We start from the raw sequence: 16,797 nt of genomic DNA, 5'->3' as shown, positions 1-16,797 counted from the left end.
GGGACGCTATCGGCCGGGGCGCAGGACCGGGAACGGCGTCGTCGGGGGCTCGTGGAGGATTTCCAGCAGTCCCTCGGCGCTGCGCGCGGCGGTGAGGCAGGCGTTGGCGGTGAACTGATCGGCCAAGGGGTGGCGGGCTCGGTTCCGCCACTTCCGCACCGCGGCCAAGGCCGCTTCGCGCTGGGTGGGGACATCGGTGTGGGCGGGCAGGCCCAGGCGGAGGGTCGGGGCCACGCCGGTGCCGCCGATCAGGCGGCTGAGTTCCGCGAGATCCTCCTGGGGCAAGGGGAGTTCGTCGGAGCGGAGATGCGACAGCAGACGTAGTTCGGCGAAGCCGTGGACGTCGGCGAGCAGGGTGCGGACGCGCGGGAGGAGGGCGTCGGCGGGCGAACCCTGATTGGCCGCGAGAATGCGGGCCAGGGCGGTCAGCGCCGAGTGGGCCTTCAATTCGTCTGCACGCTGGGCGAATTGGACATCCAGGACGGTACGGAGTTCGTCGAGTCCACTGCGACTGGAGAGTTCGGCGGCCAGCGCCTGCGAGCCGCGGACGCCCAGGCGGATCAGGGTGACGGCCAAGCGGATACCGAACAGGCCGAACCGCGCGGCCAGGTGGGCGCGGAGGTCCGCCGGAACCGGGAGGGGCAGATCGGGGTGGGCGAAGCGATCGGCCGAGAGGAGGGCGGTGGTCAGGTCATCGACCGGGATGGCGGCCAGCGCCTCGAAGGCGTCGTACTCCCGCTGCCGGAGGGTGGCGGCCGCGAAGGCCAGCAGGCCCGCCACCGGAATCACCGACTGGCACAGCCCCGTTCGTTCCAGTTCCGTCGCGAAACGGGAGGCCACGTCGCGCGCCGAATGCAGGGCGTCGATGCGGCCCGCACCGATCTCATCGGCCCGCGACACCACACCGACCACGCCCAGCGGCCCCGAGAAACCCTGCGGCGCACCACTGTTACCGCTGTGCCCGCCGCCGATCCGCTCCAGGAAATCGACATCGGCGGCGTCCAGGCGGCGCAGGAGATACAGGACGGCGTCGGCGGGCGGCAGCGCCGGACCCGGGCCGCCGGGGGTCAGCAGCCGCGACGTGCGGGCCGACACCTCCCGCGACAGCGACGAGATGCCGGGGGTGTCGATGATGGTGGTCTGCGCCAGCTCCGCCGACGGCCACTCCACCGCCAGCTGATCCACCTCGCGCGGAGCGGGCGAATTCCAGCGCAGCGCCGACAGATCGAAGGTGAGACCGTGCGCACCGGGCAGCCCCTCGGCCCCGCGGCCGCGGCGCACCACCACATCGGCGCGGGCGCCGTCCACGCTGTAGGCGGTGACCCGGGGCGCGGTCCCATTGCGGTACCAGGTGACCAGACGGGTGCACTCGGTGGCGTCGGTGGGCGCGATGTCCTGCCCGACCAATGCGTTCAACAGGGTCGACTTGCCCGCCTTGAGCTGACCCGCCAGGGCCACCCGCAGCGGCTCGTCCAACCGCCGCGCGCACTCGTCCAGCTGAGCCCGCACCCGCGGCTGCTCGCCGAGCGCCCGCCTGGCCGCGGCCAGCAGCCCGCGCGTCTCCGGTACCAGCCCGTATCCGACACCGCTCGCGTCGTCCCTCATAGGCTCCCGATTCCGAAGCACACCGCACCTCCACGCATCCGCAAGGCATTCGCCGGGACACGCGGAATCGTTATCAGACCCCGCCGGGTCTCACAGCCGATTCCCAGCCCCGGGCATCGGCCCGCGCCGCCCGGGGACACGACTCCGTCCGCCACACCCTGATCTTGCCCGGCTCGGAGTGAATCCCCCCGACCCGGCCTCGGTGTGCCGCACCGGCCTCCCCACACGCACCAAGCCCCCCTGCGGCTCGGTGCGCGCGGCGTTCAGCGCGCGGCGGGCGGGAGCTGGGGGTGATTGCCCGGCCGCAGTGCGCCGGGAGACTCCGGGCCGAGGAGCGCGCCCGCGTGGCGGCGGAGTTCCCCCACGACGTGCAGGCGGCGTTCCAGTTCGGCGGCCCGTTCGGTGCGCCGCGCGGCCTCCACATTGGCGGCCTCCTGGGCGGCGCGCAGCGACTCGTCGATCGAGCGCAGGGTGCGGTCGGCGATGGCGGTGAAATGATCGCGCAGCAACCGGTGGATGCGGTGCAGGCGGTCCTTGGTCTCCTTGCCGCTGTGGAAGGCGATGTCGTCGAGATAGCGGCGCACCGCCATCTTGGCGTCGGCGCGCCGCTTGGCCAGGCGGGCCTTCTTGTCGTCGCTGAACGCCTTGCCGCCCAGCAGGACTCCCGCGCCCAGCGAGAGCGGATTGATCAGCGCCATCCCCGCCATGGTGCCGACCATGCCCGCCATGATCACCCCGCCGTACGAGCCGCGCACACCCACCAGCAGCTTGTGACTCAAACCCAGATCGGGTTCCAGATCGGCGAGGGTGCAGGACCCGGTGCGGGAGTCGTCGTCGAGGGTGTCGCGGACCTCGGGCAGATCCACCGCGCCCAGATCGGTGAAATGGGTGGCGACTTGCTCGGCCAGTTTCACCGCCCGGGTGCCGGTCCACACCAGGTTGTCGCCGACCGCGGAACCGACGGTGGCCGTGAGCCATTCGTCCATGCTGTCCCAGTGCTTACCGGGATCGTGGTCGTCGATCCAGTCCTCGGCGGTGCGGGAGATGTCCCGCAGCCGGTTGCGCAGATCGTGGTCGATATCGCCCGCCAGATCGGTGATGCCGTCGCCGAGCGTCTGCTGCCAGGCCGCGGTGTGGCGGTGCAGCTTCTCCGCCTCGGCCTTGGCGGCGTGCAGTTCCCGGATGGCGGCCGCACCGCGCGCCGGGTCCCGCAACGCGACCAGCTCGCTGCCCAGCGCCAGCGCGAGATGCTCGGTGGCGGAGGAGATGTCGAGGGCGACCGCGCGTTGCATGGCCGCCTGATCCCGCGCCACCACCTGCTCCCGCAGGAACTGGAAGACCAGGCCGAAGCCGGACTCGCGGCCGAGCCCCTCGTCCTGCAGGCGCATGGCGTGGGAGCGCAGCACCGCCGAGACCGGCAGCATCGGCATCTCGATCTCATTGGCACGCAGGTGCTTCCGGTTCGCCTCGAACACCTGCCGCCAGTGCGGGTACAGGTCGATCTTGGTGACCAGCACCGCGACGGCCGGGCACAGCTCCCGCACCTGCCGCAGGAAATCCACCTCGGGATCGGTCAGCTCGGTGGAGGCGTCGGTGAGCACCAGCACCGCGTCCGCGGCCGGAGCCTGCGCGAGAACGCCCGCCGCGCCGGTGGTTCCGTGCGCGCCCAGTCCAGGCGTGTCGACCACCACGATGCCGTCGGCGAGCAGTTGGCTCGGGGCCTCGAGTTCGAGGCGGAGCACGGCACGACCTCGAGGGCTGCGGGCGGTGAGTGCGGGGACGGCCTCGAACGGCACCGCCTCCCGGGTGTTCTCGCCGCCGTCCGCGCCCGCCGCGACCACCGTCGCGCGCGGTTGCGGACCGTAGGACAGGACGGTGGTGACCGCGGTGGCGATATCGTCGGCGACCGGGCACACATCCAGATTGACCAGCGCGTTGACGAACCGGCTCTTGCCCTGATTCCCCAAGCCCGCCACCAGGATCCGGCGGCGCGGATCGCGCACCTTGCCCGCGACCGTCTCCAGCCGGGCGACCAGGTCGCCGCGTTCCGCGGCCCGCGCCACCGCGATGGTCTCCGAGACCATCGTCAGCAGCGGATTCGCCGCCACCATGCCTGTCACAGCTTGCTCACCGACCCGCTCCAGCCGTCCGTGTTCCGAATGCACTGTCGAGAGACTGTCGCTCACCGCGGCTGACCCGCGGTGAGCGACCTCTCGCGTCACGAGTGCAGGATGTCGCCGACGATATCGCCGCCCGCGTGCGCCCCGAGATCCACCCCGGTGTGCGCCCCGCTGTCACCGAACAGCGACGCGTCCGGACCGGTGGTGTGCACCCCGCCGCCGAAGGCCTGCGAAACATCCACTCCGGCCCAGGGATTCGCGCCCGCGCCGTGCAGCCCGGCGTCCACCGCGCTGCCGCCGTGCACCCCGGCATCCAGACCCGTCCCGACCTGAGCCCCGCCGCCGACCTGCGTTGCCCCGGTGACCCCGGTGTCGAGCCCGGCCACCGCGTTCCCGACCCCGGTCAGCCCGGTGCCGACCTGCGTACCCGCACCGATCGCCGAGTGCACCCCGGCATCCAGACCCGTCCCGACCTGCGTCCCGGCCCCGGCAGCGCCGTGGAGGCCGGTGTCGAGCCCGCCCTGCACGCCCGCGCCGATTCCGGTCGCCGCACCGCCCACGCCGGAAATGCCCGTCTCCAAACCACTTCCGACCTGCGCACCGAGCCCGGTACCCACATTCGCCGCACCATTGAGCCCGGTCTCGAGCCCCGCGCCGACCTGCGTGCCGGCACCGACCGCGGTGTTCAGTCCGGCATCGAGACCCGTGCCCAGCTGCGCACCCGTGTGCAACCCGGTGTCCAGGCCCGCGCCCAGCTGCGTCCCGAGGTCCGCACCGGTGTGCAATCCGGTGTTCAGGCCCGCGCCCAGCTGCGTGCCGAGGTCCGCGCCCGCTTGGAGTCCGGTGTCCAGGCCCGCGCCGATCTGGGTGCCCGCGCCGAGGAGGGCGTCGGCGGTGCCGGAGAGGCCGGTCTCCAGACCGGCGCCGACCTGTGTGCCGAGGGCGGCGCCGGTGGTCACCGCGCCGTTGAGGCCGGTCTGCAGGCCGACACCGGTGTCGAGGGCGCCGTTCAGACCGGTCTGCAGACCCGCGCCCGCGGTGGTGGCGGCGTTGATGGCGGTGGAGAGTCCCGCGCCGAGGCCGGTCTGGAGGTCGGTGGCGGTGGTGATCGCGCCGGTCAGGCCGGTGGTGAGGTCCGCGCCACCGTGGGCGACCGCGTCCAGCGCGCCCTGCAGGCCGGTTTCCAGGCCCGCGCCCGCGGTCAGGCCGCCGGTGAGGGCGGAGGTCAGATCGGCGGCGGCCTGGGCGCCGAGGACGCCGCCCAGATTGGCTTCGACACCGGTGGCGACGTCGGCGGCCACGCCGAGCGCACCACCGAGTCCGGCGGTCAGGCCCGCGCCGAGTCCGGCGGCCGCGTCCACGGCCGCGCCGACGCTGTTGGCGAGGCCCAGCTCCAGGCCGGTGCCGACCTCGGTGCCGAGGTTGACCTGGGTGGCGGCGAGGGTGGCGGCCCCGAGGTTCAGGGCCGCGTTGTCGACGAGACCGGCGCCGACGTTCGCGCCGACTCCGGTGGCCGCGCCCACGCCGGCGTTCGCACCGAGGCCCGCGTCCGCGCCGAGTCCGGCGTCCAGACCGGTGCCGGCGCCGAGGCCGGCGGCCCCGCCCGCGGCGATGATGCTCGACAGCTGCGAACCTCCGGCAACCAGCGCGGATTCCGCCACCATCGGCGCCACGGCCGCGATGTCCTCCGGGGTCACGGTGTCCAGGCCGGCGGCGGCGAGCGCCGCGCCCGGATTGGTGCAGTAGCTGACGGCGGCCTCGTGGTCGCGCAGCAGGTTGAGGATGAACTCGAGAATTGCGTTGGGGCTCATGATGAATCGTCTCCCTGGTGGGGCGGGCCCCGTTGACCCGCACTGCTCGAATTGACTTTCACGTTAGGAAGACGAGTTGTTACGCGTAAGGGGTGAAGTCCCCCGGTTTCCCCATCGATCACCTTGGGGGTCCGGCGAACATTAGGGGAATTTCCCCAAACCTGCCGGGGAATCGGTAACGAGAGCCCCCCAGCAACCGACAGGCTCGGTGGGCCGCCCGGCCTAACAGAGGGTTTTCAGACATATCGGGCCAAGAGCTTTCGAGCGGCACGCGCAACACCCACCGCGTGTCCGGTAATGACAGGGGAACTCGAATGAGTCAGGGGCTGGCGCTCGGCATCACGGTCGGGTCGTCGAACACGGTTGCCGTGACAACTTCGGGGGGACAACACAAGCTCCATACCCGGCCCAGCACACTGGGCGCGGAGACGGAGGTTCCGGAGAGTTTCCTGTCCCGGGTCGGGGATCCCGTGGACATCCGCACCCGCGACGGCTCCGTCGTCCGGGCCGCGGACCTGGTGGCGACCGCCATCGGCCGCGTGCTGACGGACATGGGCCCGGCGGGCGCCTCGGTCGCCTGCTACCCGGCCTGGTGGTCGCAGCACACCGTGGAAACGCAGCGGACCGCGCTGGACGAGGCCGGACTGGGCGAGGTCGCCCTGGTCCCGGAACCGACCGCGGCCATGCGCTGGCTGCAGGACGTGCACGGCTCCAACCGTGACGGCGCGATGGTGGTGTACGACCTCGGAGCCACCGGACTGACGGTCTCGGTGGCCCGCACGGGCGCCATGTCGGGCCTGCTCGGCGAACCGGTCCGCAGCACCGCGGTGGCGGGTTCGGAATTCGATCTGCTGACGATGAGATATGTCCTCGCGTATGCGGTCGGCGAAAAAGATTTCGATCCTTTCGACCCTGTAGTGGAACAAGAATTGGCGGCGCTCCGGGAACGCTGCAAAATTGCGAAAGAAACTCTCTCCACAAATACCGCCACCATGGTGCCGGTGCGTTTGCCCATGCTCGGCGTCGCCGATGTGCGACTGGTTCGCGACGATATCGAGGAGCTGCTGCGGGGTCCGCTCCTCGGTTCGACCGACCTGGTCCGCGAGGCGCTGCGGCGCGCGGGACTGAGCGCCGCCGATCTGGACGGCTTCCTGCTCACCGGCGGCGGCGCGAGCATCCCGCTGGTAACCGAGGTGCTGTCCACCGAGTTCGGCGTCCCGGTCGCGGCCGCCGCCGATCCGGCCCACCTGAGCGCGCACGGCGCGGCCCTGCTGGCCGCCGACCTGCTCGCCGACATCACCGAGACCGAGGCCCACCCGGCCATCGCGATCGGCGGCCCGACCTACGCCGAGGCCGACGCCAGCACCACGCTGGTTCCGCCCCGGACCACCGCGGGCGTGCCCCGCCGCATCGGCGGCGGCTCCGCACCCGAACCCACCGACGCCGCCCGGCCGGCGACCGCCGGACCCGAGGAGACGACGGCACCCGCCGCGTCTCCGCGTATTCCGCTGCTGCCCGAACTGCCCGTCGAGGAGCCCCCGACCGGGTTCCGGCACTGGAAGCGGCTGGCCGTATTCGGCGCGGCCGCCATCGCGGTGGCCGCGGTGGCGACCGGCACGCTGGCCATGGGCACCGGCGATCGGTCCACCCCCGCGAATCCCGCGGGGACGCCGACCCCCTCGACCTCCGCGGTGGCCCTGGACAAGGCCGCGCCGAACGGCGGGGTCACCCCCTCCGGCACGCCCGCCGCGGCCGTGCCGGGCAGTCCGATCGCCGCGGTGAACTCGCCGCAGCAGCCCGGCGCCACCCAGCCGGGCGGCACGCAGCCCGGCACACCGGCCGCCGGCGCCCCCGTGGGCGCTCCGGCCCCGGGCGGCCAGTCGGACGCCCCTGCCCAGCAACAGAATCCGGCGCCGGAGCAGTCGCCGCAGACCCAGCAGGCGCAGCCGCAACCCGCGCCGCAGACCCAGCCGCAGCCCGCCCCGGCGCAGCAGCAGCCGCCGGTGCAGACCATGCAGCTGCCGCAGCCTCCCGTGCCCGCCCCCGTGCAGGTGCCGGCGCCCCAGCTCCCGACGGGAGCCTTGAACAACGCCGTCGACGGACTCGGGAATATTCCCGGTACCCACGGCTGAGAGTTGGTTCCTCGTGACAGGCGTTACCCCAGTCGCGCTCGATTCACTTCCGGGCGCGCGAGAGATATTCCGGGACTTGGATTCCGGCGATTCCGGTGCGGTGCTGTACCTCATCCGCGGCCGTTCCGGCACCGGTAAGTCCACCCTGCTGGGCGCGATCCGGGCGCGGCTGCGCGCCCGCGGCGTCACGCTCACCGACCATCCGGCGCAGGCCCCGCGTCCCGGCGGCGCGGAGACCGGCCGTCCCCGGACCGCCCTGATCGTCGACGACGCGCACACCCTCGGCGCGGCCGAGTTCGATCTGCTCTGCGCCGCAGCCGAATCCGGGGAGTTCCCGGTCGTCATCGCGCTGCGCTCGCGGCCGCACGACGCCCGGCTGCGCGGGCTCACCGATCTGGTGGCCCGCCGCGGCCGCGTGATCGATCTGCGCGCCCTGGGCGCGACCGAGATCGCCCCGTTCGCACGGGAATTGGGCATGATGGTGCCGCGCGGCCTGGCCCAGCACATCCATCGCCAGACCGGCGGGATCCACGGCGGCGTGGTGGCCGCCCTGACCGCGGCCTGCGCGACCCGCCTGGACGCGGGCGTGGCGGCCGTCGATCAAGCGGTGACCGCGTGGGCCCGGACCCGGCTCGACGACTCCGATCCGGACCTGCTCGACGCCCTGGTGGTGGCCGCCATCGGCGCGGGCCTGGACACCGGCGAACTGACCGAGGTCCTCGACCTCTCCCCCGCCGACGCCCAGAGTCTGGTGGACCGGGCCCGGGGCAGCGCCCTGGTCACCGATGCCGACCTGCTGCTGACCCCCGCGGTCGCGCCGCTGCGCACCCTGGTCGGCGACCGCCGCTTCCTGACCGTCGCCCGCCGCCTGCTGCACGCCCGCCTGGACGCCGGACTGCTGCGCGACCACACCGCGCTGCTGCTCGCCGAATCGGGCGTCCGGGACGAGCGGCTGGCCGGATTCCTGTGCGCCGCGGCCGAACGCGCGGGCGACGAGGCGGTGCGCTACTACGCGTCCGCGGCCGCCGCCGGCGCGGATCCGGAAGGGCTGGCGGTGCGCTGGGCCGACGCGGCCGCGCGCAGTGGGGACGGCGACACCGCCCTGCGCCTGGCCGAACCCAGCCTGGCGAATCCGTCGATTCCGCTCGCCGATCTCGCGGTCGCGGTCCGCATCTGCGCGGGCGTCTGGACCCGGCGCGGTCTGGCCGACCGGGCGGCGCAGCTCTACACCTGGCTCGGTCCCGCCCGGGTGGGCGCGGACTGGGCGGTCGCGGCGACCGTGCTGTGCCTGTCCGGCGATGTTCGTGGCGCGCAGGCGCTCTCGGTCAATGCCGGGCAGTGGCCGCCCACCGAGGCCACCTCGCGGGCGGCGTCGATCGCGCACGCCCTGTCCGATTCGATCGGAGCCACCGGAACGCCCGCGGCACAGCGCCCGGGTGCGACGCACAACGGCGCCTCCGGAACCTTCGGCGGTCGCAATGGCAACGAACAGAACACTCCCGCACGGACTTACGGCAACGGACAGTCCGGTGCCGAACGCCCAGCGGCATCCGGCGCCTTCAACACCCCGACCGCCCGTGTCGCCGCACCCGGCGGCGTGGTCCGGCCCGCCACCGGCGACCGGACTCCGCCCGCGAACCCCGGCGTGCCGGTGAGATCCGCTGCGGGCCAGCCGAACAGCTTCGGCACCGTCACGGCCCCGACCGGTTTCACCGCGGAGATGCGAGCCGTTCCCCCGGCGACCCTCGCCGGGCAGCGTTTCGCCAATCCGGCGCAGGCTCGCCGCGGCGCGGCCGTCTCGGCGGCGTCGGCGCTGATCCACGCGGCGCACTCCGGTCCGGCCCCGGCCGATGACGGCGGCGATCGGTTCCTGCCGTGCTCGGCGGTGTCGATCGCGGTGCTGCTGTGCCTGAGTATGGGCGACCCCCGACGCGCCGCCGATGCCCTGCGCGGCGCGGCCCCCACGCCGCAGAGCCTGGTGCTCGGGGCCTGGGTGGCCATGCTGGGCGGCGACGAGCAGTCGGCCGCCGCCCTGATGTCGGAAGTGCCGGTGGCGGAACTGGATCCGCGTGATCGTCTGCTCGCGCACGGCGTGATCGTCGGTCTGGCGCGCCGCAGCGGCGACCATGCCGCACTGGCCCTGGCCTGGCAGCAGGCCTACCCGCTGTTCGACGAGGTCGGGGCGGACCTGCTGGCGCTGCTGCCCATCGGCGAACTGTGGCTGGCCGGAATCCGTTTGCGCGACGAGGCCCGGATGACGGCCCTGGTGACCGGCGCCGACGAACTGCTGCGCCGCCTCGGCGAACCGCCGGTCTGGTCGAATGCCTTCCACTGGTACGCGATTCAGGCCGCTATCGCCCAGGAGAGCCCGGAAGCCCTGCTGCCGCACGCCCATCGGCTGAAGACGGCCGCCTCGGCGGGCGATCCGCAGGCCGCCGTGCTGGCCGACGCGGGCCGCACCTGGGTGCTGGTGCTGCGCGGACAGGTGGTGCGGGATCGGGTCGAGGGCGCGGTGGCGCGACTGGCCGGGCTCGGCCTGCGCTGGGACGCGGCCCGGCTGGCCAGTGAGGCCGCGCTGGCGGCGAGCGACGCCGCCACCGCGACCGCCCTGCTGAAGCTGGCCCGCACGGTGCGCGCGCAGTCCCGGCCGCCGGAATCCCCGGTCCGGGTGCCCGAGGCCGCGGCCCCGCAGGCACGCCCGGAACCGGTCACCGATACCGTGCTGAGCGAACGCGAACGCGAGGTGGCCGAACTGGTGCTCCTGGGTTTGACGTACCGGGAGATCGGGGCCCGGCTCTACATCTCGGCCAAAACCGTGGAACATCACGTGGCCCGGATGAGACGTCGAATCGGTGCGGGGTCGCGTTCGGAGTTATTGTCAATGCTCCGCGCCATGGGTCACGGTTCACTCCTGGTCTGATCCGGGCGCGGAGAGACCGGACGCACCGAATGAGGTAACGAGGATGGCCACTGGCGTGGGCCTGCGGATCGCGGACGACGAATCCGTCGTAGCCGTGGTGACCGGCGACGACGCCACGCTCCCGGTGCATTACACCGTGCGTGAATCGGTGCTGCACATGTCCGACGACGGGGACGCCGTGCTGGGCGGGGACGCGCCGGAGGGCTATTCGCACTCCATTCGCGGCTTCGTCGGCACGGTCGGCGATCCGGCCGGGCTGGCGGTGGACGACGGTGAGGCGTACCGGGCCGAGGACTTGATGGCCACCGCTGTGTTCTGCCTGATCAGTCAGGCCGCCGAACACCTCAACGGGCCCGCCGAGTTCTATCTCGCGCACCCGACCGGCTGGACCGACCCGCACGTGCGCTCGCTGCGCGAGGCCCTGGACTACCTGGGCCTGAAGTCGGTGGTGCTGGTCAGTGAGCGCGACCTACCGCAGGCGGACGCGGAGACCGGCAAGACCCTCGCCTACAACGCGGCCCGTGCGGCCCTGGCGGCGGTGCTGTCCACTCCGGCCGGGCTGACCCCGCCCGATGCCACCGCGTCCGCCGTGAACGCCGCCGACGTCACCGATGTGCTGCCCGCGCTGAAGTCGTCCGAGCCGCTGGCGCAGGCCTATTCGGCCGCGGTCGCGGCGGTTCCGGCCGCCACCGCCGCCGAGCCGGTGGTCACCCGATCGATTCCGGCGGCCGCGGTCACGCACGCGCCGCGCGCCTCCCGGGGCCCGTACATCATCGCCGGGGCGGCCGCGCTGATCGGTTTGCTGCTCGGTGGCGTCGGAGTGGCGGCGGTGTTGCGCCAGGACGACTCCACCCCGGGCCCGCCGCGCGGCGAGGTCCGCAACGAACCGGACGCCACCGCGGGGGTGGCCCCGCCGCTGTTACCGCCCACCGGTTCGCTGCATCCGACCGCGGCCGCGCCGGTCGATCCGGCCGACGCCCCGGTCACCACCGAGGCGCCGACCACGACGCCGCCGCCGACCACCACACCGGAGCCGACGACCACCCTGCCGCCGGTTCCGGCGACCACGGTGCCGACCACCACCACCCGCCCGTATCCGCCGATTTATCAGAACCCGCCGGTACCGACATTCGGTCTGCCGCCGGCTCCGGTGCTGCAGGACCCGTGGGGACAGAGTCAGCGTTGATTTCGTAGCGACCATCCGAGGTTTGTGCCCTAAAGTGGTGCGCTGACCGACCTTCCGGAAGGTAACCCGGAACCTTTCCCCGCCGAAGCCGGTCTGCTGGTGCACTACGAAGGGACTCCATGCGCAAGTTCATGGCGCGCCGCGCCACGGTCCGAGCAGCCACCGTCGCCGTTGCCTCGACCGTTCTTCTCGGGCCCCTTCTGAGCAGCGCCACGGCCGACCCGGTCTCCCCGGATCAGCTTGCCGCCGAGAGCCTTCCGGCCGAACTGGTGACCGCTATCCAGCGCGATCTGAAAATGACTCCGGCCGAATACCTGGACCGCGCGGCCAAGGCCCAGCAGTTGCGGGACTACGCCAGCGAATTCCGCACTCAGCGCCCCGACGATTTCGCGGGCGCCTGGATCGGGACCGACGGCAAGCCGGTGCTGGCCGTCACTTCCCTCGACGCCGCCAAGGTCGCCGCGGCCGCCGGGTACCAGACCCGGCTGGCCCCGATCAGCGCGGACGGCCTGGAGAATTCGGTCGATCAGCTGAACCAGTGGATCACCACGCTGCCGCGGGAGATCTCGGGCGCGATCAATTCGGTGGCCATCGACTTCCTCAACAGCCAGTTGGTGCTCAGCGTCGCCAACACCCCCGGCGGCCATTTGCTGAACCTGCCCACGCTGATCGCCAATATCAAGGTGATCCTGTCGCCGAACTCCGGCGGCCCGGTGGAGCGGCGGCCGATGGGCGGCGACACCTACATCACCGCGCCGACTCCGCTCGACACCTCGCTGCACGGGGTGGATGTGTGCTCGTTCGGATTCAACAGCGTCGATTCCGCGGGCAATGCGCTGAACATCAGCGCGGGGCATTGCAATCCGAATGTGGACAAGGGCACCGGCGCCGAGGTGTACCTGCCGAATGTCAAAAACCTGTTGTCCAGTCCGAAGGTCGGGACTTTCGTCACCTCGAACCTGGGCGGCAGCAGCGCACTGGACTATTCGGTCATCAAGCTCAATGACGACGCGGTGAAGGCGGGCATGGATCAGCCGTCGGTGCGCGGCGCCAACGGCACCACCCTCACCATTACCGGTGTGGCCGACCCGATCACGGGCGCGCCGGTCTGCAAGTCGGGCCAGTCGTCCACGTTCACCTGTGGTTTCGTGGTGGCGGACCGGGTCGAGACCCAGCTCTACACCACCGAGGGCAATTCGAAGACGATCCGCGGCTTCGCCTCCAGCGCCTGCACCCTGGGCGGTGACAGCGGCGGCGCCATCGTCACCGGCACCCTGGCGCTGGGCATCACCAGCGGTTCCAACGCGGCGGACGCACCGAACTGCAACGAGGCCAACACGCAGCTCGCGCAGTACGGCGGCACCGCGTCGCTGGGCATCCCGCTGCGCCCGATTCTGAACGAAATCGACGCCAATTCGGGCGGCGGCATCGGCAGTGGAATTCAGGTGCGGACTCGCTCGCACACGTGAGTGATTCACTTCGTGCGTGATTCCCGCCGAGTGACGGATTCGCGGCCCGGTGCGACGGGCCGCGAAAATCGGACATCCCTCGCATTGGAGGGTCAATCTCCCATGCCTGCCGTTTGCTCGGCGAATACCGAAACGTCATCTGGCAATAAGTAGGCATAACGGGCCGGACACCATATAGTCGGGGCCATGCTCCTGCCACGTATGCGCGCCTCCATGCCTGCCGCGGGCCGACGCCCGCGGTCCCTTGTCCGAACTGCGGCGATCGCGGCCACCGCGATTCTCGTCGCCGGACCCTTGGCGGCGAGCGCGCACGCGGAGCCCGAGACCCCCGCGACCCCGAATCTGCCGGCCGAGCTGATCAACGCGATCACCCGCGACCTGAAGATCTCCCCGCAGGACTACCTGAACCGCGCCGACGTCGCGCAGAAGGTGGCCACCTTCGCCACCACCGCGCAGCGCCAGTTCCCGGATGTCTTCGGTGGCGCCTGGCTGGACGAGACCGGCAAGGCGATCGTGGCGCTCGCCCCCGGCGACGCGCACGAGCAGGCCCGCAAGGCCGTGCAGGACGCCGGTTTCATCGCCAAGGACGTCTCCAAGAGCGAGACCACCCTGCGCGGCGAGAAGAACGCCTTCCAGCAGTGGCTCAAGGACCAGCCGGAGTCGGTGTCCAAGTCGATCCGTGGCGTGGCCGTCGACACCCTGAACAACAGCATCGCGGTCCGCGTGGACAAGGCCGGCCTCCCGCTGCCCGGTTTCGTGGACCCGGCGCGCGTCATCGTCATGGCCGCCCCGCCGGTCGGCGGCGAGGGCCAGGACGTCCCGAAGGCCGCGGAGATCGCCGGAGCCGGCCCGCGCGCCATGGCCGCCGGTGACGCCTTCGCCTCGGTGGCCGGCCGCATGTCGCTGCGCTGCTCGCTGGGCTTCAACGGCGTGGACGGCAACGGCAATGTCGTGAACATCACCGCGGGCCACTGCAACCCGAACATCCCCGCCACCGGCGGCGCCAACTCCCCCGGCGTGTACCAGCTGGTCGGCGAGAGCCTCGGCCCGCAGATGGGCTCGTTCCAGAAGTCGGTGCTGGGCAACCAGGACTACTCGATCGTCGGCATCAACGACCAGTTCCGGGACAGCTTCTCCAACCCGCTGGTGAGCGTCCCGAACGCGGCTCCGATCACCGTCACCGGTGTGGCCGTCCCGGTGGTGGGCGCCCCGGTCTGCAAGTCGGGCGCGCGTGCCGGCTTCAGCTGCGGCGTGGTGAACGCCGTCGACCAGAGCGTCCAGGTCGGCGACCGCCTGCTGACCCAGTCGTTCTCGTCGAATATCTGCGCCCTGCCCGGTGATTCGGGCGGCCCGCTGGTGACCGGCACCCTGGCCCTGGGCATCTCCAGCGCCTCCTCGGTCGCCGACTACCCGATCTGCGAGATCCCGAACCTGATCGGTCTGATCACCGGCAACACCCCGCAGCTGTTCGCGCAGCCGATCAGCACGGTGCTCTCCGACAACCCGGGTCTGCGGGTGCGCACCAGCTAGGCACAGCATCCTCGGAAAGGCCGGTAGCTCAACCGCTACCGGCCTTTTCGCTTTCCTGGGTACTCGGGGCCCGCCGAGGGGCAGCGGTGGGGCGGTGGGCAAGCAGTGGGACGGGAGTGATCGGGCGTGGTCGCGGCCCGGCCGGTTCGGGCATCCTGGAGTCATGTGTTTGGCGTTGCTCGGCTGGCGGGCCCATCCGGACTACCGGTTGATCCTGGCCGCCAATCGGGACGAATTCTTCACCCGCCCAACGGAATCGCTGCGCCGCTGGGACGAGGTGCCGGGCCTGCTCGCGGGCCGGGATCAGGGTGCGACCGGCCCGGTGCCCGGCACCTGGCTGGGCGTGCTGCCCGACCGGCACCGCTTCGCCACGATCACCAATGTGCGACTACCCGGCGAATTCCGCACCGACGTCCGGTCCCGCGGCGCACTGCTGATGGATTTCCTGCGCGGTGACGCGGTTCCGGAGAAGTTCGCGCGCGGCATCGCCGCCGCCCCCGACGACTACAACGGTTTCAATCTGCTGGTCTCGGATCTGGAAACGCTGTGGTGGCACAGCAATCGGAGCGAGGGCGTCCCCCGGGAACTGCCGCCCGGTTTCCACGGCGTCTCCAACAACGCACTGGTCGGTTCGCTGACACCGGACGGCACGGTCGTCACCGACACCGACGCCCCCGTGTGGCCGAAGGTCCGCAATGGCGTGCGCGCGCTGGCCGCGGTGCCGCCGGGCGATGTCGCGGGCTATCTCGGGGTGCTGGCCGACCGCACCGCGGCCCCCGCCGCCGAACTGCCCCGCACGGGCCTCGACCGGCTGACGGAACGCTCGGCCTCCGCGCGTTTCGTCAACCATCCGGTGCACGGAACCCGATGCAGCACAGTCCTTCTGGTGCGCGAGGACGGCCGCTACGTGATGACCGAGCGCACCTTCGCCCGGTTCGGCCGCCGCCGCGACACCGTGGTGTTCGAGGGCCGGATGGACCTCCCCGCCTGAAAAAACACCAGGCCCGCCTCCGACGAGCGAGGCGGGCCTGGTGTTCGAACCTGCCGGGGCAATGCCCCGGCGACGTCACTAGTTCGGGGTGACCTGCTGCTGCTGAGCGGCGGGAGCCCACTTGGTGGTGCCGTCCGGCGCCTGCATGGTGTTCAGCAGGTCGATACCGGCCGCGACCAGGGTCGGGCCACCCGCGGCGATGGTGCCGAGGATGCCGCCGATGCCGGCGCCCGCGACCAGACCCGGCACGCAGCCGGCGACGATGGTCACAACGCAGCCGATGATCGCTCCGAGGGCGGTGCCCACGAAGCTGCCGATGCCCAGCGCGAGGCTGAACTGGGTGGAGAAGTAGCTCATCGCCTTCTGGTTCTCGTCAGAGGAGGCGATCGGCTTGGCGGAGGCGACCGGCGCGGCGGCCAGCACCTGGGTGCCGGGGTTGAAGTCGGCCGGCTTCTCCGGAACGACCTCGAGCACCTTGCCGTCTTCCTTGATCTCGGACTTGACCGGGATCTGGGTGCCCGCCGCGGTGTAGGACAGCGGGAACGAGATCACGACCGCGCCCTGCTGGTCCTTGACGTTGACCACGGTCTGCTTCGGATCCTCGGGCGTCGCGCCGTCCTGCTGCGCGAGTTCGAAGGTGCCGTTCTTCAGGGTGGACACGATCGTCTTGCCGTCGACCAGCTTGGTGGAGTAGTTGATTCCAGCAGGCTGTGCGGGAGCGTTGTCGGCGTGGGCGGTCGTCATCCCGATGGTCATTGCGCCGATGACCAGGGCAGCAGCCGCAGTGGTACTGCGAAGCTTCATTGGGTTGGTTTCCATTCCGTCATCAGGTATCCGCTGTGCGCTCTTCGCCACGCGAGGCCCGGCTTCCCTCGGGCCATGCCTCTACGCGCTAGGACGAGTCCTCCCCGAGCATGTGAAGACGCGCACAGCTGTTGGACAGCGTGAGCCTAGTCGATCACATTACGATTTGCGAGATCGGTTTCTTTCTGCACGCCACCATGTTTGGAAGTAAGCCTGCCCTTGGTTAAGG

General features: G+C 71.6%; 10 protein-coding genes. 6 read left to right on the top strand and 4 right to left on the bottom strand.

The genetic code is table 11. From position 1 onward, the window contains the following. Nucleotides 1-6: 6 nt before the first annotated feature. The 3 genes from ACWEOI_RS06740 to ACWEOI_RS06730 all read right to left on the bottom strand — a co-directional run bounded on the left by ACWEOI_RS06740 (nucleotide 7) and on the right by ACWEOI_RS06730 (nucleotide 5,536). Nucleotides 7-1,605, bottom strand: coding sequence for a dynamin family protein (locus ACWEOI_RS06740; protein ID WP_433669165.1), 1,599 nt, complete (start codon nucleotides 1,603-1,605; stop codon nucleotides 7-9). A gap of 263 nt (nucleotides 1,606-1,868) precedes the next feature. After that, nucleotides 1,869-3,716, bottom strand: coding sequence for a dynamin family protein (locus tag ACWEOI_RS06735; protein ID WP_452359205.1), 1,848 nt, complete (start codon nucleotides 3,714-3,716; stop codon nucleotides 1,869-1,871). 107 nt (nucleotides 3,717-3,823) lie between these two features. Further along, nucleotides 3,824-5,536: an IniB N-terminal domain-containing protein gene (locus ACWEOI_RS06730; protein ID WP_452359121.1), complete on the bottom strand. Its 1,713-nt coding sequence runs from the start codon at nucleotides 5,534-5,536 to the stop codon at nucleotides 3,824-3,826. A gap of 314 nt (nucleotides 5,537-5,850) precedes the next feature. Between ACWEOI_RS06730 and ACWEOI_RS06725 the strand changes: the two genes are divergently transcribed. The 6 genes from ACWEOI_RS06725 to ACWEOI_RS06700 all read left to right on the top strand — a co-directional run bounded on the left by ACWEOI_RS06725 (nucleotide 5,851) and on the right by ACWEOI_RS06700 (nucleotide 15,764). Continuing rightward, nucleotides 5,851-7,668: an Hsp70 family protein gene (locus tag ACWEOI_RS06725; protein ID WP_433669169.1), complete on the top strand. Its 1,818-nt coding sequence runs from the start codon at nucleotides 5,851-5,853 to the stop codon at nucleotides 7,666-7,668. Between the two features lie 76 nt (nucleotides 7,669-7,744). After that, nucleotides 7,745-10,588, top strand: coding sequence for a LuxR C-terminal-related transcriptional regulator (locus ACWEOI_RS06720; RefSeq protein ID WP_452359120.1), 2,844 nt, complete (start codon nucleotides 7,745-7,747; stop codon nucleotides 10,586-10,588). A 43-nt stretch (nucleotides 10,589-10,631) separates the two neighbouring features. Further along, entirely contained in the window at nucleotides 10,632-11,774 is a 1,143-nt protein-coding gene (locus ACWEOI_RS06715; RefSeq protein WP_452359119.1) for a hypothetical protein, read from the top strand. Nucleotides 11,775-11,893: 119 nt separating this feature from the next. Next, a complete protein-coding gene (locus ACWEOI_RS06710; protein ID WP_433669175.1) occupies nucleotides 11,894-13,243 on the top strand; it encodes a S1 family peptidase in 1,350 nt (449 codons plus the stop codon). A gap of 186 nt (nucleotides 13,244-13,429) precedes the next feature. Beyond that, nucleotides 13,430-14,773 carry a trypsin-like serine protease gene (locus ACWEOI_RS06705; protein ID WP_433669177.1) on the top strand — a complete coding sequence of 448 codons (1,344 nt, stop codon included), beginning with the start codon at nucleotides 13,430-13,432 and terminating at the stop codon, nucleotides 14,771-14,773. A 163-nt stretch (nucleotides 14,774-14,936) separates the two neighbouring features. Then, entirely contained in the window at nucleotides 14,937-15,764 is an 828-nt protein-coding gene (locus ACWEOI_RS06700) for an NRDE family protein (RefSeq protein ID WP_433669179.1), read from the top strand. A 78-nt stretch (nucleotides 15,765-15,842) separates the two neighbouring features. On the opposite strand, the gene ACWEOI_RS06695 is transcribed toward ACWEOI_RS06700, so the two are convergent. Beyond that, the gene (locus tag ACWEOI_RS06695) at nucleotides 15,843-16,568 is read right to left on the bottom strand and encodes a hypothetical protein (RefSeq protein ID WP_433669181.1); all 726 of its coding nucleotides are present in this window, start codon (nucleotides 16,566-16,568) and stop codon (nucleotides 15,843-15,845) included. Nucleotides 16,569-16,797 lie beyond the last annotated feature (229 nt).

The organism is Nocardia sp. NPDC004340, from assembly GCF_053602575.1.
This window is presented reverse-complemented; position numbering and strand designations above follow the sequence as displayed.